14 protein-coding genes and 1 riboswitch are annotated in these 21,111 nt (G+C 41.0%); of the genes, 1 reads left to right on the top strand and 13 read right to left on the bottom strand.

Translation table 11 applies throughout. From position 1 onward, the window contains the following. Positions 1-31 precede the first annotated feature (31 nt). The 5 genes from H8S40_RS03615 to H8S40_RS03595 all read right to left on the bottom strand — a co-directional run bounded on the left by H8S40_RS03615 (position 32) and on the right by H8S40_RS03595 (position 11,127). Positions 32-739, bottom strand: coding sequence for a hypothetical protein (locus tag H8S40_RS03615; protein WP_186864576.1), 708 nt, complete (start codon positions 737-739; stop codon positions 32-34). Between the two features lie 11 nt (positions 740-750). Next, entirely contained in the window at positions 751-1,245 is a 495-nt protein-coding gene (locus tag H8S40_RS03610; RefSeq protein WP_186864575.1) for a hypothetical protein, read from the bottom strand. A gap of 15 nt (positions 1,246-1,260) precedes the next feature. After that, on the bottom strand, positions 1,261-1,749 hold the full coding sequence (locus H8S40_RS03605; protein ID WP_186864574.1) for a hypothetical protein: 489 nt from the start codon (positions 1,747-1,749) through the stop codon (positions 1,261-1,263). A gap of 10 nt (positions 1,750-1,759) precedes the next feature. Further along, on the bottom strand, positions 1,760-9,970 hold the full coding sequence (locus H8S40_RS03600) for an InlB B-repeat-containing protein (protein WP_186864573.1): 8,211 nt from the start codon (positions 9,968-9,970) through the stop codon (positions 1,760-1,762). Between the two features lie 146 nt (positions 9,971-10,116). Continuing rightward, on the bottom strand, positions 10,117-11,127 hold the full coding sequence (locus H8S40_RS03595) for a response regulator transcription factor (RefSeq protein ID WP_186864572.1): 1,011 nt from the start codon (positions 11,125-11,127) through the stop codon (positions 10,117-10,119). 333 nt (positions 11,128-11,460) lie between these two features. Here H8S40_RS03595 and H8S40_RS03590 point away from each other — a divergent pair, with 333 nt between their 5' ends. Continuing rightward, positions 11,461-12,789: an IS4 family transposase gene (locus tag H8S40_RS03590; RefSeq protein ID WP_186864571.1), complete on the top strand. Its 1,329-nt coding sequence runs from the start codon at positions 11,461-11,463 to the stop codon at positions 12,787-12,789. A 230-nt stretch (positions 12,790-13,019) separates the two neighbouring features. On the opposite strand, the gene bsh is transcribed toward H8S40_RS03590, so the two are convergent. From bsh to thiH, 8 genes are all read right to left on the bottom strand, one after another. Beyond that, on the bottom strand, positions 13,020-13,994 hold the full coding sequence (bsh, locus tag H8S40_RS03585) for a choloylglycine hydrolase (protein WP_186864570.1): 975 nt from the start codon (positions 13,992-13,994) through the stop codon (positions 13,020-13,022). A 28-nt stretch (positions 13,995-14,022) separates the two neighbouring features. Next, positions 14,023-14,934: a hypothetical protein gene (locus tag H8S40_RS03580; RefSeq protein WP_186864569.1), complete on the bottom strand. Its 912-nt coding sequence runs from the start codon at positions 14,932-14,934 to the stop codon at positions 14,023-14,025. A gap of 44 nt (positions 14,935-14,978) precedes the next feature. Then, positions 14,979-15,860 (bottom strand): cation diffusion facilitator family transporter, encoded by an 882-nt coding sequence (locus tag H8S40_RS03575; RefSeq protein WP_186864568.1) that lies wholly within the window; start codon positions 15,858-15,860, stop codon positions 14,979-14,981. Positions 15,861-15,972: 112 nt separating this feature from the next. Continuing rightward, a riboswitch (NiCo riboswitch) is annotated at positions 15,973-16,063 on the bottom strand. 74 nt (positions 16,064-16,137) lie between these two features. Further along, positions 16,138-16,674, bottom strand: coding sequence for an HD domain-containing protein (locus tag H8S40_RS03570; RefSeq protein WP_186864567.1), 537 nt, complete (start codon positions 16,672-16,674; stop codon positions 16,138-16,140). An 85-nt stretch (positions 16,675-16,759) separates the two neighbouring features. Continuing rightward, positions 16,760-18,148, bottom strand: coding sequence for an MATE family efflux transporter (locus H8S40_RS03565; RefSeq protein ID WP_186864566.1), 1,389 nt, complete (start codon positions 18,146-18,148; stop codon positions 16,760-16,762). Between the two features lie 18 nt (positions 18,149-18,166). Then, positions 18,167-19,066, bottom strand: coding sequence for a DMT family transporter (locus tag H8S40_RS03560; RefSeq protein WP_186864565.1), 900 nt, complete (start codon positions 19,064-19,066; stop codon positions 18,167-18,169). A 174-nt stretch (positions 19,067-19,240) separates the two neighbouring features. After that, on the bottom strand, positions 19,241-19,828 hold the full coding sequence (locus H8S40_RS03555; protein WP_186864564.1) for a thiamine phosphate synthase: 588 nt from the start codon (positions 19,826-19,828) through the stop codon (positions 19,241-19,243). Positions 19,829-19,886: 58 nt separating this feature from the next. Then, the gene (thiH, locus tag H8S40_RS03550) at positions 19,887-21,101 is read right to left on the bottom strand and encodes a 2-iminoacetate synthase ThiH (RefSeq protein ID WP_186864563.1); all 1,215 of its coding nucleotides are present in this window, start codon (positions 21,099-21,101) and stop codon (positions 19,887-19,889) included. Positions 21,102-21,111: the final 10 nt, after the last annotated feature.

Genomic DNA, 21,111 nt, shown 5'->3' with positions numbered 1-21,111 from the left:
AGCCACTAAACTCCGTCCCCAACCGGCCCTGTTATTTACTTTTTCTTCTTAATATCAGCACACTAATCACTCCTGCTGCAATCACTGCTATTATATAAAGCATCGGTCTGGCTTCATCTCCTGTGACTGCCGCCTTCCAGTTCTTCAGCTTATTCATCGGAGTCTTCTCCCCTGAGTCCTTTCCCTTTCCACTGCCTGTAGTTCCTTTATTCGGATCTTTATCCTTATCTGGATTTTTTCCCGGATCTTTATCTTTGTCCTGGTCTTTGTTTTCTCCGCCGCTGGTATCTTCGGCTGTCTCAATGACCAGTGTCAGATCTTCACAGACTTCTTCCAGTGTCAGATATCCGTCCTTGAACTGTTCCGTAACATCTTCCCCATTCAGAAGCAGCCTTGAAACCTTCCATCCTTTCTCCGGTGTGATCTGAATCTTCGGCTTGGCAAAACGATCTACAACAAAGTTATCCATGTTTCCATCGCTCTGGTCTTCTTCTCCTTCAATCACTACATCTGCATGACTTTTTTCTACACGAATATTATGCGAATCCGGTACAGTCGTACTTATGGTACTCTGGAAATTCGATGTGCTTCCTGCATCTGCTGCCAAAACGGACAGGGTTGTAAAATACATGGCAATAACTGTCGCAGCTATAATCAGAATGGTCGCAATTAGTGCAGTTGTCACTCTGACTTTTCTGTTTTCCACACTTCCTGACGAAATTCCTTTTATTTCCCTCATGAAATCCCCCCTTACTCACTTTTGTCTACATAGGATATGGTAAATGTTACCGTATCTGAGTACTGTCCGGCCACCGCCTTCTTCCAGTCTTCTTTTTTAATCGCGATAGTAAGAGGTGTCTCTTCCCCGGCTTTTGTATACTGCGCTGATGTAAATGGGTGGCTTCCCGCCTCGTCCCCAGCCAAAATCTGATAAGGAATTATTGCTTTTGAATTGTTGGAATTCTTCAAGTTAAAATCAGCTAACAGTGACACCTGGATACATTTTCCATCCTCAATCTGCACCTGATCTACCACAATTTTTCCATATGGAACTTCTGTCTCATTGAGCTGCATACTTGTATCTACCGGTATTGTAACCTGGTAAGCAGGATCCACATGATAGGTGACCGTTGAACTTCCTGCCGTCTGAGTGGTTGCTGCATAGGCTGGCTTTTCCACACAGGTAAACAGCACCGGAGTCAATAGTGCGAAAAAAATTCGTGTTCTGATACTTCTCTTTTTCATCGTTCTCCCCTCCTGTTACTGTGCAATTAATGTAGTCTCTACATTTGCCCCGTTCATGGCAGAACCGTCCGTGAGTGATGCTGTCGTAATCTTGATGGTCGCCGGATATTCTCCCGCTGCAAGTGCCTTTTCTAATGTCACCTCTGTAATTGCCTTCCCCGGTTCTACCATCTTTGATGTGTAGATGGTCTCACCTGTGTCGTTAAGCACGATTTCAAATGTAAAGTAACACGGGTTTCCTTCCGGATTCATCAGGTTCATCTGCACGTCTTTTTTGTCTTCCTCAATCGTAATGGACGGATAACCCGGTATCCGGATTCCTATCGGTTTTTCCCCGGTATCGTCTGCCGTCTGCGTCTTCGCATTTGGATCCAGATCCGGCGTAAAAGCCGAATCTGAACCTCCTTTCAATTTCATGAAACAAATCAGTCCTGCAATGATGACCGCACACAGACAGATGATAATGACAATAAATATTTTATTTTTTCCTGTATGTTCTTTCATCTGTTTCCTCCTACTCAAATGTAATATCTACATTCAGATTGCTGAGATCATATCGATCCGGTCCTATTCCATGTGCATCAAATTCCAGCGTCAGACTGTCCACATCAATCTTGCTTCCGGTCGTAAGTGTATATTCACAGGTAATCGTTTTACCGTTTTTCTTCTTCAGATCCTCCGTATTTTTCTTCCACTCTGTGTGATCCTTATTATCGGATTTCGTATGGTAGGAAATTCTCAGATCTGAATAACCATCTTTTACCATTTTAATCTTGTAACTAATCCTAATCCTCATCTTTGAATAATTCTGATGTACTGCATTATAGGAAATATTCTTCATATTCAAATGATATCTTGCCGGATTCAGTCCACTGTCTCCGGTTGTCTTTACAGAAGTCTGATTACCGTCTACATAATAAGTAAATCTGGTATACTCATGTTTATCTGTCACACGATATGTATTGCCGGAATTTGATGGTCTGTAAGAATATTTTTGGTTCGCTTTCCAGCTTGCGTATAAGGTAATATCTTTCGTGTCCTGAAGCTGCAGCTCTTTCGTACTCATGTCAAATGCTGTGTTGGCTCCTTCTTTTTTCCAGCCTTTGAACTCCCAGCCGTAACGTGTCGGATCTGATGGGAACTGGTATTTATCACCGTATTTGGTCTTTCTAACTGTCTTCGCTCTTCCGTCACCATAGTCAAATGTAACATTGTACACATTTGCCTCCCATTCCGGATAGAGTGTCACAACACCGCCGTTTACATCGGTCAGCTTTGACACCTTCTGCCGGTCAGAGTAATAAGTCTTCTTGCCCTTCTTATCCACGGTGTACCATCTCTTAAAGGAGTGGCCTTTGCAGGTGAATCCGCATTTTGGAAGTATTACATTTTCCGTGTAATTGACCGTCTTTGCTGCCATGGAGCCTTTTGCCTCCGTACCGCTTAAGATAAATGTAATCTGATATGTATTCTCTCTCCAGTTCGCCTTATATGTCCGGTTATCTGTAGAACCCTGTTTTACAGACACATTGTCACTTACTCCTGTAATTTGGGTTCCGCTCCAACCAGTAAATGTGTATCCTGCCCGGACTGGATTTTTCAGTTTGAATACAGTGGTATCCACGTTGTAAGTCGTCGGATTCTTCTCCCCGGACTTCATGCTTCCGCCATTTAAGTCATAAGTAATCTGGTATGTCTCCTGCTCCCATATTGCTGTGTAAATATGACTTTCGGCCGGCATAGTCGTCGGAAGCTTGTCCACTTTCTTACCATTCTCACTCCAGTTTTTGAAAATGTATCCTTTTCTTGTCGGATTTTCTGGTGCATTTATCTTGTCGCCGTAATTTCCTTTGATTGGTGAAACAGACGTTCCTTCTCCCGTCTTGAACTGAAGGGTATATTCCATCTTCAGCCACTGCGCCTTATAGGTAAGGTCTTTATCCGGTATCGTCATTTCAACGTCTTCGTCCCAGCCAAGGAACTGGTATCCGGTTCTTGTCGGCGCTTTCGGCACTATAATATTCGCACCATAGCGTCCGGTCACGACAATCTTACTGTCGTCCTCACCCTTTTCTGCAACGAATGTTCCGGAATCTGCGTCAAATGTGACTGTATGTACATTTCTCTTATAGTAGTACTTCACTGTCGTCTGTCCGTCTCCGGAAATGGTCACTTTCTCTGTCTTTGGTTCCTCGAAGCCTTTATATTTCATGATCTCTGGTGTCACTTCGCTATCCGCAGCCGCCCGTGCATGACTGCTTTCTTTCAGCGTATAACCGTCACCTTGTACATTTTGCTGATAATGTTCTACTACATAGTTGACGATGTTTGCTTCCCATTTTGCATAGAGTGTCAGATCCTGATCCGGCATATTCGCTTTGTACTCTTTCGTACATTTTTCATCTGTATACCAGCCTGTAAATGCATAACCGGCTCTTGTCGGCTTCGGTATGGACATTTCATATCTTGCTTCTACCGTCTTATCTGTCTTACCATCGTAGTTCTTAAGCGTCAGCGTATGCACATTTCTTGTGTAACGGTAAATGACCATTGTTCTTCCATCACCTTCGACTGTCACCTGCTGTTTCTCCGGTGCTGTAAATCCATCAAAGTTCTTTACTTCCGGTGTGACAACCGTATCCGTATCAGCGTTGAAGTTCTCCTGTGCTCCCAGCGAATATCCGTCATCATTGGCATTTTGCAGACAATGCTTGACTGTGTAGTTTACACTCTGCACATCCCATTTTGCATAAAGTGTGATGTCACGTGCCGGAACCACTCCGTCAAATGCTTTTGTAAACTCTGCGTCTGTATACCAGCCTGCAAATGCATAACCGGCACGATATGATTTTTCCTCCCATTTCTCACCATATGCAAGTTCTTTTGTCTCGCTGTCATTACCGTTATTGTAATAGATCGTTACCTGATGACGGTCACGCGTATATTTGTAATCTACATATGTGATCTCGCCATCATCTACTACATCATAGCTAACCGGCTTTGGTGCTGTAAATCCTTCATACGCTTTTACTGCCAGCGTCAGATGTTCTCCTGTTTTAGCTGTGACATTTTCTGTCTCTGCCAGATCATACTGCTCTGAATTGTCAATGGACTGTTGATAATGTCTCACCTGATAAGTCTTCATTCCGGCTTCCCATTTTGCATAGAGTGTCAGGTCATGTGCCGGCATGGTCGTCTGTACGTACGGCTGTGTCAGTGCTTCGTCCGTGTACCAGCCTGCAAATGCATAGCCTGTTTGCGACGGAGTATTTGTAATATCTGCCTCATAGCGAACTTCTGAAGTCTTGTTATCTTCTCCATTATTCAGGACATAAGTCAGATTGTAGCTGTTCCGCGTATAGTAATACCAGATATCCGGTCCGCCCCAGCCATTTACCTGTTCTGTTTTGGCCTCCGGCGAAGTAAATCCTTCATACTGTTTTGGCTGCGGAGTCACTTCTGATTCTGTCAGTCCGCTTAATACTTCTTCGTCCGTCAGACCAAAGTAAGAACCATCTACAGATTCTTTATAATGATAGACGGTATAGTTGCTCATCACTGGTGTCTGTTTTGCATAGAGCGTCAGATCTTTGTCCGGCATGGTTCCATCGAATCGATTGTTGAAATCTTTATCTGTATACCAGCCTTCAAAGCGATATCCATCCCGGATTGCTACTTCTGTAATCGCCGCACCAAATGGCATTCCGAATCCTTCCATATTATTTTCATCGACCCCGCGGTCTACCAGTTTCAGCTTATGGATATTTCTCGCATACTTGTATTCAATAACTGTGTTGCCGTTTCCGTCCACTACCACGGTCTGTGTTTCCGGTGAAGTAAAGCCTTCGTAACGCTTCACGTCCGGCGTCACTTTATCTTCCGGATATGCCGCAAAGACTTCCTCTTCATATAAGATATATGGATCTTCTTCCTCAACCGGTTTATCTAAGTCCGGATACTCTTCTTTATCTCCACCCGGGTTTTCTTCTTCTGCATCTGGCAATTTTTCCATCAGATGCCGGACTGTATAGTTGACTTTCTGCTTCTCCCATTTTGCATAGACCGTCATATCTTTTGCCGGCATCGTCTGGCCAAATGCGTTCTCACATGCCTCGTCTGTATACCAGCCTTCAAATACATAGCCTTTTCTTGTCAGCATCGGTAATGCAATCTTGTCACCATATCTTGCCGTCACTTCTGTCTGGTCTGATTCTCCGCCTTTTGCATCAAAGGTCAGTTTGTACTCATTCAGATCATAGTACACTTTCAGTACAAGACTGCCATCTGCCTTGATCGTTCCCTTCGGCAGTTCACCTTTTAAGTGATAGACTTTCTCGTCAAAATCTGCTGCTTTTGCTGTGACTTTCTCTCCCATCTGTCCGGTCAGAGCCGCAGTCTCACTTAAGCTGTATCCGCTGTTATCCGTATTCTGCACGTAGTATTTCACGGTATAAGTAATGCCTTCCAGTGCTTTCCATTTTGCAATGTAGGTCTTGTTCTCAGATGGAACTTCCTTTGGAACCTCAGCGCCTTCTTCGTCCTCCCAGCCAAGGAATTCATATCCCGGTCTGTAGACTGCCGGTGTCGGCATCATGGTTCCATATCGGTAATTTCCGTCTGCGATCACTTCTGTCTCAGTTCCATTCTCCGTCTCTTTTTCGGACTTGAATGTCTGTGTATATTTATTTCTTGCATAATAGTAATTGATGACCAGACTGCCGTCTGCTTTTACAGTCTCCGTAAGCTGCGGCGGTGTTACAAATCCCGTACGCTCTTTTGGAACCGGGCTTACTTTCTCTTGCGTCCTGCCACTCATTTTCACCGGAGTCTGTGCTTCATAGGTTCCATTCGTTCCTTCTATATAATCTACGACTGTATAACCCACATCGGCTGCTTCCCATTTTGCATAGACAAGTCTGTCTTCTTCCGGCATGGTTTCCGGAATTGTGTATGGAATGGTGAGATCCATGTCCTCATACCAGCCGGCAAATGTGTATCCGAGTCTTACCGGGTCTTCCGGTTTCTTGATCCTGGCATTATATTTTCCGGTAATTGCATCGACGAAAGATCCGCCATTACTCTGGAATGCAATATAGTAACCATCTCGCAGGCGGTCCCAGTGAAGCTTGATCTTTCTTGCACACGGCTTCGTATTGAAAGTACCTTCCTGGTTTTTCCATGTAATGATCATCTCGCCATCCTGCTCCGGCTCATCACCTGGATTTACACGGATAATATTGGTCGCCGGATCATACGTAAACGCACTGTTCGTCATGGAAATGTTGAAATACTTTGTATCATCTTCGTAAATCTTCTCGTAATATTTTCCGTCGTCCAGTCCGTTCTTCATGTCCATATATTGCATCTTGAAATATTCATCCGGAATCTGAACCGACTGAATCTCCCGCTTCATATTAATCTCGGCAATCTTATCCTGGGTATAAGCAAAATCCAGTACATTTTCCAGAACACCTACCCTATAAAGCGGCCACTCGTTCTCGTAAAGTGTCGGATTATAGGTAAATGCATTGGACAGTGCCTGTGCCTCGAACTTCACTTCCAGATAAATACCAATTTCCAGATACATAGCTCCCATAGCACGGCTGCTTCGTCCTGCCGATGCCGTATACTTCAATTCGTAGTAGAGGTAACCCCAGACCTGTGCATAACCGCCCACATCCGCCGAGATACCAACACTGGCGATGGACGTTGATAATAATCCCACACGCACCGTCAGTCTCACACCGGCTTTGATGCCAAGAGTTCCCATAGCATATGCCGTAAATTCATACTGCTCCTCTACCAGATCTGTCGTATCATTGGTCGCCGTCCGCTCTTTGACCCGTACACAGAAGACATACTCTTTCGCATTCTTATACCAGTACGTCATTCCGATGGAAATGTTCACATTCGCGGAAACAACGAATTCCAGCTTCACCTGAATGTCAATGATCAGAAGCACACGGAAATGCTGGTCTACCAGCGGACGCTTGTAGATTTCCACCCAGTCTGCCTCGTCTGCCAGAAGTTCCGAGTACCTCTCTGCCAGAGACTTGGATACGGATATTTCATCTCCGCCACTGACGAGACCTGATGCAGAATTTAGATAATCCTCGCCATTCTCCATCATATTCTTCAGCTCTTCGGTAATCTTGTTGACACCTTTTCGTAATTTCGAACTGGAATCAGATACCGGGTTTCCGGTTTCTGCAGTCTTGAAGTTGACATTCAGTCCGATTCCTGTGTATTCATATAATTCCAGAGATGCCGTTACGCGATAATCTGCAATGTACGGAATAAATCCCCATGTTTTCCACACGGCTGAACCGTCCACATCGATGGATACTCGCACTTCCTGTTCAAATGTCGCTGTGATCATGATCTCGATGTCTGCGCCCCGGTTCACATGAATCGTAATCGGCACGCCAATCTCCAGTGCAAGCCTTAGTCCACTCACATCTCCGTCAAAATGTTTCAGTGTCGTGCCGAGATTTGCTTTTACAGTCGGTACTCCTAATTCCACACTGGAACCGCCTGCCCCACCTGCGGCTCTTGCCTTTCTCAACTGACCATAGCTTTGGCTCTGAATCATGATATCTGCATTCATATCTTCCTTGAGAGATTCCTGAAGCTCCTCAAAAGATTCTGTCTCCATTGCCGCATCAGCAACTCTTTCTGCAACTTCTGATGCAAATCCGCTGTCTACTGCCTGTGTCTCAATATCCTCTTCCAGCGCCTGCACATCTGTATCTTCCAGAAGCTCCTCACCTTCTACATTTTCCTTCTGATACACGTCCATAGTCTGACGCATATCTTCTTCGCTCACAGGAATATAGCTTACTATATATTTGTCTCCAGATAACAGCACGCTCGTAATCTCTCCATAGAGAGACACAGCTCCGCTTCCATTCTCTCCCATTGTCCCCGTATAAATTGCCAGATAATCACCCGCATCTACGGTTGTCTCACTGTCCAGATCCATAGCCTGACTCATAGCGTCATCACCAAAGGTCAGATCACTGACATTAATCGTTACACTGTTATTATCCGGATCACCGTCCTGATCTTTATCCATAGAAAGCGGCAGCACATCCGGCATAAAGAGCACATCTTCCGGTCTGGAGCCGCGATATGTATACTTGTCACCATCCGCTCCTGTAATCTCGACAAATGACACATCACTGTTGTCACCAGAGGACATATCCATGGTCGGGATCACATCACCGGAATAAATTGCGACCTGGTCGCCGACTTCTAACTGCTTCTTATAAGTAAATGTTCCGGTCGTGTCACTGCCTTCTTCGGTCAGGGAACCGTCTGTTCCAATCGTCATTGCCGCGATTGAGACTTCCTCTACTTTCTTTCCATTTACAGTCAGATTGGACAGCTCTTTCTTGTGAATATACTTAATCTCTTTATTTAACTCTACATTTTTGACTTCTTCGCGGTAGACCGTAAAATCATAGACACGGATCGTCGGGTCAAATCCTGTAAAATATAATGCCTTTTCCTGAAGCTCCAACTTATAGGCCGCCCCCGGTGTCCATCCGTTCGGATTACTGATCGTAAATGTATGGTCTGCTCCTTCGGTCACATCTACCGTAACCATTTCGGAAGAATCTGTCACGTTTTTTATCGTGAAATTTTTCCGCACCTGGTCAGGCGTCATAGCAGCACTTGTATCCGTCACCGGAATCGTAAAATCTGTTGCCACATCATTTGCTCTGGCATAAGTCGCCATGGACACTTCTTCCATCGGCTGGTTGTCTGCGTAGGAAGCATACAGTGTCACATCACTCAAAAGACGATCCTTACTGTCCACATATCTGGTGCATGCTTCATCGTAACACCAGCCAAGAAATGTACTGGACTTTTTCACCGGTGCCGGCAGATCCTTCAGAATAGTTCCTGCCTGGTACTGCTCTTCTGTTATTGTGAGCATCTGATCTGCCTGCTGCGGATTCTTCTTCGTGATAGTTCCGCCATTTGTCTCATATTTAATGTTGTACGTTGTATCTTGAAATGCAATATCAAAAGTCAGGTGATCTGTATAATCACCCGTATAGTTCGGTTTGTCCAGAATGTTGCAGTCATATTCCTGCTGCTTATGGCTCTCATCTTTCGTAAGACTTGCGACAACCGAACCATTTTCCAGTGCCGAACCACTCTGCGGATTTCTCAGTTCATATGCAAGACTATGTAAACCACTCTTTAATTTCCAGTCATTTTCAGACTGGACTGTCACACTCACATAATCCTTGTCATATAATCCACCTGCATCCGCTTTTATCGTAAACTTATCCCCATTCGCATTGACCTTCTGTGGAATATCCACATAATAGTAACGTTCCGTCCATTTTGCATAGAGGACAACGCTGCCAGTATGATCAGCCGTACTAAGCAAATTAACCGGTTCCCCGTTAAACTTCTCATTATCATACCAGCCGGCAAACTCATATCCTGCTTTTGTGATCTTCTCTGCTCCCGGAAGTTCTGTCACCGGCTCGTCGTAATTAGACGGAGCCGTGTATCCTTCCACAAACGCTCCTCCATTTTTCTTATAGTCAATGCTGGTTTCCTTCAGCACATTCGAACCCTGAGACGTTCCTTCCTCCGAATGCACAACCGGATTCTGCGTATTCGCATCTTCAGCAAATGCCGTGACCGGCACCGATGTTGCAAGCAGTGCCGCACTCAAAATCATACTGATCAGACGTTTCTTCATATGTATTATCCCTCCTCATTTTTTTCTCAAAAATAAGTGTCTATACATATTGTATCAAAAAAAATACAATCCGCACATGCCCGTTGAAAGCAAAAAAAGTGCCTATTTTACAATTTCTCTGTAAAACAGACACTTTCCATATCATATTATTGATTTACAAAATCTTTAATCTTATCACGTTTATCAATCTGTAGTTTTTCCAGAATTCCGGAGACATAGTGCTTCACCGTATTCACAGACAGTCCCAGATGTTCTGCGATTTCCTTGTTCGTCCAATCCCTGCACGCCAGCATGGCTATGGAAAATTCCAGCGGAGTCAAAAGATCCGTCACTGCCTTTTGCGTCTTGGGATTGTGAATCTTCATCCAACCACAGCTAAATGCAAGTACACCATCCGCCAGCTTCTTGTACATTTCCGGCTCTTTTCTCCGGATACAGACTTCCAAAGTCCCCTGAAGTAGACCATGATACTCGATGAATGGTTCCATGAGTTTGTCCGGTCTTGCCCTCTCCCATGCCCGGGTCACCGTCTGAATTGCTTCTTCTTGTTCTTTCAGATTAATCTGACACATTGCCTGTACGCACCCCAGATAAATCATGGAAATCGGATAAACTCCGTCTGCCATCAGAAATGCACCCTGTACAACACCTTTTGCCTTTGCATAATCCTGTCTCAGATAAATCTCATGTGCTAAAAGACTCACTGCAAATAATCGTTGTCCAATTGGAAGATACGGAATGTACTGCTGAAGTGGTGGGGTTCCTTTCTCCGGCGGTATATGAAGAAATGTGCTGATTACATAAAATGCGAACAGACATGCTGCCTTTACATTCACAGGCGCGTCCTCCTGCATTGCCCATGTCAGACACTGATGCACATCTTCCCTTGTATGCTGTGCTGCCTGAGGATCTCCAAGTGTAAGATTCGCAAATATATAAAGCATATCCGCCGATAGCCGGAGCATCACATCATCATGATCCAGATAATCTTTTACCATCTCCACACATTTTTCTGCCTGAGCTGAGAAGAAATAATATTCTCCCTGTGCAATCTGCGCCAGTTCCTTATCTTCTATTCTTTCAATTGCTTCTGCTGCCTTTCCCGGTTGAAATGCACTTCCAACCAAAGGAAGGATGACTCTGTCAGATGTTTTCATTTCTTTCACCACTTCTTATAAAATTATTTTCTCTGCCAATATGATCTTTATCGATAAAAGACATTTAAACAGTTTAATATATTTATATTATCAAAAACATTATTTTCATACAAGACCATTTGGGGACGGAGTTTGGTGGACCATTTGGGGACGGAGTTTAGTGGCTTTTTGCTCGCAAAAAGCCACTAAACTCCGTCCCAATAACATTTAGTTAAGCTTTTTTCAATTAATAGTTGACAAAATCGTAAAAATGTGCGGCACCTTACTGATTATTATAATCAGTAAGGTGCCCTTTGAAGTTAGATATATTTTTACTTCAAGGAGGTACCACACATGTACATGACACCAGCAACTATTCGAAAACGTTTCTTCTCTGTTCTTGAAACAGCAGAGAAAAATATTCATTTGTATGTTAATACTCCAGGTTCAGATATGACCAGACACAGACTCTGTCCTTTTTCTGACACGGTAAAATCTACTCTCTGCCTCACCATGAATAGGACAAATACAGAATTATTTAACTTTTTTATGTCCCAAAACAAGAAAGTTCCATCTAAATCAGCTTTCACACAACAGCGAAAAAAACTAATTGCTGATTTTTTCCCGTATCTTTTAAAATCTTTTAATGAAAAAATTCCTTTTACCAAAACGTATAAAGGGTTTCATCTTGTTGCAGTAGATGGTTCTGATATTAATCTTCCTACTAATAAAAATGATTTTGAATATCGTATAAAACAGGCTCGAAGTGACAATGTGTTTTTTCAGATGCATTTGAACACTTTGTTTGATATCTGTGAAAACAGGTATATTACTGCTGTTACCCAACCACGCCCTAAAATGAATGAAACACAGGCTTTCTGTCATATGGTCGATCACTGTAATCTGCCAGAAAATACGATACTTATCGCAGATAGAGGATATGCCTCGCTAAACACAATGGCTCATTTAATTGAAAAAAAGAAATTTTTTCTCATTCGCTGGAAATCTCCGTCTGCACCATCTGCTTTTCTGAAAGATATTTTGCCAGCTGAAACAGAATCAGATAGAGAGATTGTTTTGGACGTAACAAGATCGAAAAAAAACAAGCATCTTTGTCATGGGGATAAAATGAAAATAGTAAAAAATAAAAGAATCTTCGAGCCGATTCCGATTAATGATAAGAAAAGTGTATATACCATGAAAATTCGATGCACCTGTATACAACTTGAAAATGGAAACTACGAATATTTGATTTCTAATTTACCATTAAAAAATTTTTCTGCACTGGATCTACGAGAACTTTACTGGAAAAGATGGTCTATTGAAACTTCTTTCCGACGCTTAAAATATGCGCTTTCACTAGTGTATTTACATTCGGTTAATCGGGAACTGATTATTCAAGAAGTATATGCAAAACTTATTATGTATAACTTTGCCTCACTTCTTCACGCCTTTGCTACAGAAGAAAAAAAGAAAGAGCAAGGAAAGAAAAAAAGGAAATATGAATACAAAATATCCTTTGAAGATGTTCTTCCTATTGCACGAAGATTCATAAAACATCGAATGACGAATGATATAGTAAAAGCTCTAATGCTACGACATCAAACAGCTATTAGGGTGAAACAACAGACCGCTCGACAGGTCAGATCACAAACTGTAAAGCCGTTAAACAATAGAGCTTAACACAAGATATATTATATTGTATTAATCAGGCAGAAGCAAGGCTCTGCCTGATTATGGTGCAAAAAAATATTTTCTTATAAAAATCATCTACTTTTATGATAATAATACTTTTTAAAAGCTTAGGGAAGAGAACTTCAATAGGTTCATACTATGATGAAAAAAGCTTAACTAAATGTTATTGACTCCGTCCCCAATGGTTCACCCTAAACTCCGTCCCCAACCGGCACCCCTTAATTCTGGAAGTTTATTTTTTCTCCTTGAATAACCGGATAGCAAATCAATTTCTGACTTTCTAAATCTTCTCTATGCATATCTACTGCACTGATCTGATGATTTTCATATGTGTTATAATAATAAATTCCTTTTGTAGCATTGCAACAAGAAGTATACAATGTAATCTCATATTTTCCATCTGACACTTCGCAACAACCACGCTGCTGATCTACCGAACCGAGAATGTGGAAAAACTGGCTGACACTTTCTTCCTCGGACTCGCCGGAAAATGAATTTACTTTCGTAAACGCCACACGTACAAATCGAGATGATGAAGATAAATCTCCCGGAAGCCCCAATGCTCCCATTCCACGGCTATATGCATTAAGCTCGATCCCATTGCCGAAATTATTTTCCGGCTGCTTTGGAGAAAGATGCATATAATTGTTTAACTGAAACATTTGCTGCGGGAAAGGAGGATTATTTGTCAGTACTCCTAGCGGATTATCATAAATATGCATGCCATCTGCCATCGATTCTACAGTAATGGATTCTTTTTCATCTGAAATGATCCAGTGTAATTGTGCCAACGGAAATTGCTCACTAAATGGCGTATTTACAATATTAATCTGTCCAAGCAGTTTACGGACTTCCACGATTGAAGAACACTGGCTTAATATCCAAGGGATAAATTCAAACTGTGCGATATTATCCACCCCTGACCAAACATCCGCATAAGCTGCATTTCCCACAAAATTAAGTCCTGCCATACCAACACCTTTTTCATTAATGGCATCATAATACAGTGGATAATCGCCTGCCACATGTGCCATTCCGATGATTGCATAATGATTTTCCATATCACCGGCATGTCGGAAATGCAACGGATAGTTGCGCGGTGTTATCGCAATCTGATCTCCGTAAGAAAATTCATAATCAAGTGTTCTTCCAAAATAAAAATCTTTTGTTTTATAAGTTGCTGCTGTACACATACTGCTTTCCTCCTTAGACATTGTATTTCTAAAACAGGTCCAACATATTATCCAAATATATTGCTTCTCTGACTTGAAGTTGATAATTTGGTTTTGTCATATAATATAGTAAAAATTCTAAAATTAATGCACTGCCAAGGCTACGACCTTCTATTTTGAAGTTTGAAAATCCCATTGGCATATAAATATTTCTTATCTCATCAATACCAATAAATCCCGGATTTGTCATAGCTTTCGAAAAAAGATATCCCTGTTCTGACTCCGGTGCGCGACACAGATGCTCTGGGCAATCTTCTCCCAGATTCTTCCGACTGACCGTTTCATAACAATATTTTCTGTCTTTGCACCCAAACCAACAACATTCATTGCACAAAAACTCTATCTTCTCTTTCTCACTTCCAGTCATTTGCTCCAATTTATCAAAAGCCTTATTCAACCGAAAATCCGGCACTACATAACGAAACTCTGACCTGTTTACCTCATTCATGAGCTGTTCAAATTCCGTTAAGACTTTCGTGGTCGATGATACAAAATAAAATCCCGGATATTTATTTTGTAAATATTCTAATAACAGATCGGAGTGAACAATAATACCATTCTGTTTTTCGTTGGCATTTTCAAACAGTACACACAATTCATTACACTTTTTATCTGATAAATGCTCTTCCTTCAGTAATGAATTACTAAATGTAAGCCTTGCCGAAATTCCATATTTCTGCATCATCTTCAACACCGCTTGCGAATCGCAGTCTCCAAATCCGACTCGTCCTCCTCCCCAGATGCAATCTGCCGGAGCACCATATATAGAGCCTATTTCACACCAATCATAAAAATATTCTCTATGTTCCTGAAATAATGGAAGGAATACGCTATATAATTCATAAAATTCAAATAATCCCGGAAGATGATAATATATTTTTCCTTTTTGATTTTCATTCATTTACATTTCTCTATACTTTCTATTTCAAGGCTACCCTCGACATTCTATTTTTCCGGATTCACATGCACCATAATATGCTTTACCTTAGGAAAATCATTTTCTATCTCATCATGAACTTCTTCTGCAATATTGTGTGCCTGCTGCAAAGTCATAGTTCCATCCAGTGCGATTTCAATATCCACATATATTTTATTTCCAAAAATTCTTGTCTGAAGCAGATCGATTCCCCGCACATTTTTATTCTTTCTTACACACGCGCGGATTGCATTTTCTGTATCCCCGTCACAAGAGTGATCTACCATCTTATCCATAGCATCTTTGAAAATACTATAGGCTGCTTTTACGATAAATACAAAGATAACTAAACTTGCAATGGAATCCATTATTGGAAATCCTAATCTCGCACCTGCAATTCCGATAAGTGCTCCAATCGAAGAAATTGCATCGGAACGATGATGCCACGCATCTGCCATCAATGCACTGGAATCAATTTTTTTGGCATAATGTCTTGTATACCAATACATACCTTCTTTACTGACAATTGATATAATTGCAGCAATCAATGCCAACATTCCCGGAACCTGAAGGTTATTATATTCTCCCTGCATTATATTATTTAATGCTTCCAGCCCGATTCCAAGTCCTGTGATAAATAAAACCAGCGACAGAATGATCGCCGCCTCACATTCCAGACGCTCATGACCATAAGGATGCTCCTTATCAGCACTTTTCGAAGATACTTTTATTCCGATGATTACTACAAATGTACTAAATACATCTGATGCGGAATGAATAGCGTCACTGATCATTGCATTGGAATGTGCTATGATTCCTGCGAAAAGCTTCAACAACGACAATACAATATTTCCAATAATTGTAATAAATGATACCTTATTTGCCACCTTTTGAAAATCACTTGTTTCCATATTCGTTACCTCCAAATAAATAAGATAGCTCTATGGCACTAATATATGTGGGAATTAAATATGATACGTTTTCCAAAAAAAAAGAAAACACCCACGAACCAGTATAAGCAACTACTGTCCCGTGGATGCAAAGATTCATTCCACTGTCACCTGTGTGACCCGACTCCATGATAATCTATCACGGTCTGCTCAGTTTGTACTGTAGTTTTATATGCAGTGCAAAGAGTTATGATAGATATATCATATGTTTTATAACTTGTCAATATTTCAAAAGAAATTATTTGCAAGTATATTTTTCAAATAATTTCAAATATTCCTGCTCCACTTCTTTAAATTCACGTACTGTATAATCAACATTTACATGAAGTTTGGGCTTTTCAGCTTCCTCTCCTTCACCTAATAAATATTTCAGATCATACCATAAAACTGCATCATCAATTTCTTTTAGTTGACGCTCCTCTTCTTCGCTTAGTGTCGAACCAAGAAATTTTGTATATATAACATCGAGCAAATGCTTTTCCTGTTTGTTATATATATCCATGATTTGTTTTAACGGACGTGGAACATCTGACATATAACATTCACTCGCATCATGCAAAAGAAGTGCCAATACCAGTCGATCCTCATGGCCCCTTGCCACAGCTTCTTTTGAACACAAAATACAGTGCTCCCCAACAGACCAAAATGAACTAACCTGTCCATTTCCTCTGCAGATTAGCGGAAGTGCATGAGCAATATCTTCGATACAGATTAATTCCGGATCAGGGTTTACCGGGTCAAAATGTTTCCTTGTATATGTAGTAATATAACTCATCTTTTTTCCTCCTAGTGCCATTTTGGGACGGGATTTTCCGGCTTTTTTGCAAGCAAAAAAGCCGGAAAACCCCGTCCCTGTCGGCTTATACCATTTGTACAACCCATACGTTACTTTTTACCATAAAATATCCAATCACTACTTTTATCAGCTCTGTTGCCTGAACCAGGAAATATACACTCACAATTCCAAGTCCTGTATAATGTGCCAGAATAAATGCTGATGGCACTACAACTACCCATGTAAATACTGAATCGAATAAAAACGTAACCATCGTCTTGCCTCCCGAACGCAGAGTAAAGTAAGATGAATGGCTGAAAGCACAAAACGGCATAATAATCGCTGAAACAGCAATAAAACTCTTAGCCAATGCTTTAATCTGTTCGGAAGTATTATAGATTTGTGGGAAGAATCCACCAATCAGCAACATTGCCACTGCAACAACTACACAACAAAACACACTGAAAACAATCATTTTATTGTCAGCATCCTTCGCTTCTTTTAATTTTCCTGCTCCTAAATACTGCCCGACAACAATACTGATACATGCACCAAGCTGAATATAAATAATATTAAACAAGTTTGTAATCGTTGTTGCGATATTTAATCCGGCAATAACCTCTAACCCTCGGATAGAATAGCATTGCGTTACTGTTGTCATGCCTGCTGCCCATAAAATTTCATTTAGCATAAGCGGGAAACCTTTTATAATGATTGCTTTAAACTCTGATTTTGGTATTCCTAAACCTCTATAAGCCCCTGCAAGATACCTATTTTTCTCCTTATGTGCATGAGCCCACACAATTACGATCAACGCTTCTATGTAACGTGCAATCACTGTTGCAAGTGCCGCACCGGCAACTCCGAGTTTTGGAATCGGTCCAAGTCCAAAAATCAATACATAATCCAGGATTGCATTCGTTCCAACAGCTACAAAACTGGCTATCATAGGTATCAATGTCTGTCCTGTCTCTTTTATATTCGTTGCGTAAGACTGATTTATTGCAAACGGAATCAGTCCCACCATCATAATCGCAAGATATTCCAATCCATACTGTAATGCAACTTCTGTTGCTCCGCTTCCCGTCGTATCCGTCAGATATAAGGATATCAGTGCGGAACCTTTCGTAATAAACAAAAGAATCGTTAATGCCGTCACAGTTAATGTTGCATATAATTTGAACCGAAAAGAGTGCATATGCCCCTTATGGTTTCCTTTACCAAAATATTGTGCTCCAAAAATACTTGCTGCTGACACTGCCCCAAAAATCGCCAGATTATACACGAATATCAGCTGGTTGACAATGGCTACTCCTGACATCGGCTCTGTTCCTAATTGACCGACCATAATATTGTCAAGAAAACTGACCAGATTCGTAATGGCATTTTGCAAGATCATCGGTAATGCAAGACAAAGATATCTCTTATAAAATGCTGCATCACCAATATATTTTTCTTTTAATTGCAATAACATATTATTTTCCCCTATTTTTTATATTTTGCAAATTTCTTTATCTTCTATTTTCTCTGATGTCTCAGACATATTAGAAATAATGACTGCCGCCAATATAACCGCACATCCGATTACCATACGAACGGTAACCACCTCATGAAGAATCAGTATTGAAAAGATTGTTCCAAACACAGATTCCATGGAAAGGATAATTGCAGCCTTCGTCTCATCTATATATTTCTGACATGCAGTCTGAAGCAAGTAACAGATTGTCGTACTTACTACTCCCAAATATAACGCACTTAACCAGCCTTGTATTGTGACCTGGAAATCATTTTCCCCAAAAATCATAAGACTAATTGCTGATAATACAAATGCGGTAAACATCTGAATCGTATTTAGTACAGATGCCGGATATTTTTTTACAAATTCTGAAGTAAAAAATATTTGAAATGCAAATCCAACGGCACAAAATAATGTTAAACCATCTCCCAGACTTAATGTAAAATTTCCATTCAAAGAAAGTAATGCAACGCCGAGAACAGACATAACTGCTCCAATAATCCCCTTTGCACCGATTTTTTTCTTTAAAATAACAAATGCTATAAACGGCACAATAACTACATTAAGTGCTGTAAGAAATGCATTTTTTGAAGGTGTCGTATACTGCAATCCAATAATTTGGAAAGCAAATCCCATAAAAAGCGTTACTCCCATCAAGATTCCTGCTTTTATGGCTCCTGCACGGTCTTTCAATTTTTCTTCACTTTTTCGCTGCCCTCTACTAATCACTCCCATAAGTACAGATGCGAGCAAAAATCTTACCATCATAATTTGAAAAGGCTTCATACTTTCCAATGCTATATCACTTGCCACAAAGCCTCCGCCCCATATGACCGTAACCAGTATAAGGCCTCCGATTGCCAGCCATTTCTTCATTATATTTCCTCCTAATTAATAGCTTCATTTTTTTGAGCTTCTTTTCAGTGTACATTTTATTTCTTTGTAAGTCCAGTCTTTTCAAGCAAGTTATTCTATGACTTCTGATTTTTCTTTTGCTTTATATGTAAAAACGGGGATTTCCGGCTTTAAAAAAGCCGGAAATCCCCGTCCCTAAAGGTTCATCATCCCAGACATGATGCAACCGCCTTCTGCGCCTGCCTGTTTTAGTTCTTCCCACTGTTCTTGATCAAACCGGATTCCTCCGATTGCATATACAGGACGCTTCACCCTGCTGCAAACCTCTTTTAGAAATCCAAGTCCTCTTGGCGGAACACCTTTCTTACAGTTTGTCGTATAAATATGCCCCGCTGTCAAATACGTTGCTCCAAGATTGACTGCCTCTTCTGCCTCTTCCACAGAATGAACAGAAGTACCTATTTCTCTAAAATGTTTTTTCTCTTCTTCCGGAAGTTTTCTTAATTCTGCCATAGGAAGATGTATCGAAGTACAGCCAAGCTTAGCAGCTGTTTTCCAGAAAGTATGTAAAATACATTTAACCTGATACTGTTCGCAGCTTTCCATTATCCTTTCAGCCAAAATTTTATATTCCTCTTCTGACAAATCTTTTTCACGCAGGATAATTGCTTCTGGCTTTATCTGACATACACGTTCTATCTGCTCTGTAAATGGTCTTTCACACAATTTACGATTACTAACTGCTATGATTTTGAAATCCTGCCCTGCCAAATCGCAATTCATTTTTCGTCTCCTTTGTTTTTATGTATAAAATCTTTACCCGACTCAAATGAAGTCTGATTTACACGTAAATATAATCACTCATAACCGGCTGTAAATGACGCTCTAATAACGCCTGATACACCTCATCTACAGAACGTTCATCCGAAATTTCAAACTGGTCATCACCCTTATCTTCAATATCGTCCACATGACTTCCAATTCCTGTACTTACCCCCGCAGAAATTTTTGTTGCAGAAATACTTACCAGATTATCTCTGACACGTGCACACTCTCTCGTTGAAACTGTAATGCTTGCAAATGGCATAAACAGACGATATGCACAGACTACCTGTAAAAGCTGCGGCTCATGGACATCCATCGGATTGATTCTGTCATTATTAATAATCGGACGAAGTCTCGGACATGAAAATGCAATCTCTGCATGTGGATATTTTCGTTGTAAAAGGTATGCATGATATCCTGTTGCAAATGCATCTTTTCTGAAATCATCCAATCCAAGAAGTGCTCCGAAACCAACGCCTCGCATACCTCCTTTTAAAGCTCTCTCCTGTGCATTGACACGATATGGGAAGATTCTTTTATGTCCTGCCAGATGCAGCGTCTCATATTTATCCGAATTGTAGGTTTCCTGGAATACTGTAACATAATCCGCACCACATTCATGCAAATATGCATACTCATCCGAATTAACCGGATAGATTTCCAGACCGATTACTTTAAAATATTTTCTTGCAATCTTACAGGCTTCACCTATATATTCTACTGTAGATTTGCTACGGCTTTCTCCCGTAAGAATCAGAATTTCCTGTAATCCGGTTTCAGCGATCGCCGCCATTTCTTTTTCAATCTCCTGTGCATTTAATTGTGCACGGTTAATTTTGTTGTGACAGTTGAATCCACAATAAATACAATAATTCTCACAATAATTTGCAATATAGATCGGAGTAAACATATAAACACTATTTCCAAAATGTTTTCTTGTTTCCAGCTGTGCGGCCTGTGCGATTTCTTCCAGAAATGGTAACGCTGCCGGAGATAAAAGTGCCTTGAAATCTTCTGGTGTACGCTCCGAATGTGCAATCGCATTTTTTACATCTGCCGCTGTATATTTACTGTAATCATATTCCTCCATTGCACTTATTACCTGATCCATAATTTCCGAACCAATGTCTTCCATTCCCGGAAGATATGTCATATGATCAATTCTGTTTTTCTTCTGATCTTCCAGAATTTCTTCGCTTAAAATACTTTCATTAATATGTGTATTTTCCATCTTCACATCC

This window comes from Ruminococcus hominis, assembly GCF_014287355.1.
GTDB classification, from domain to species: domain Bacteria; phylum Bacillota; class Clostridia; order Lachnospirales; family Lachnospiraceae; genus Schaedlerella; species Schaedlerella hominis.
Note: the sequence above shows the minus strand (reverse complement) of the source record. Positions and strands in the feature narration are given on the sequence as shown.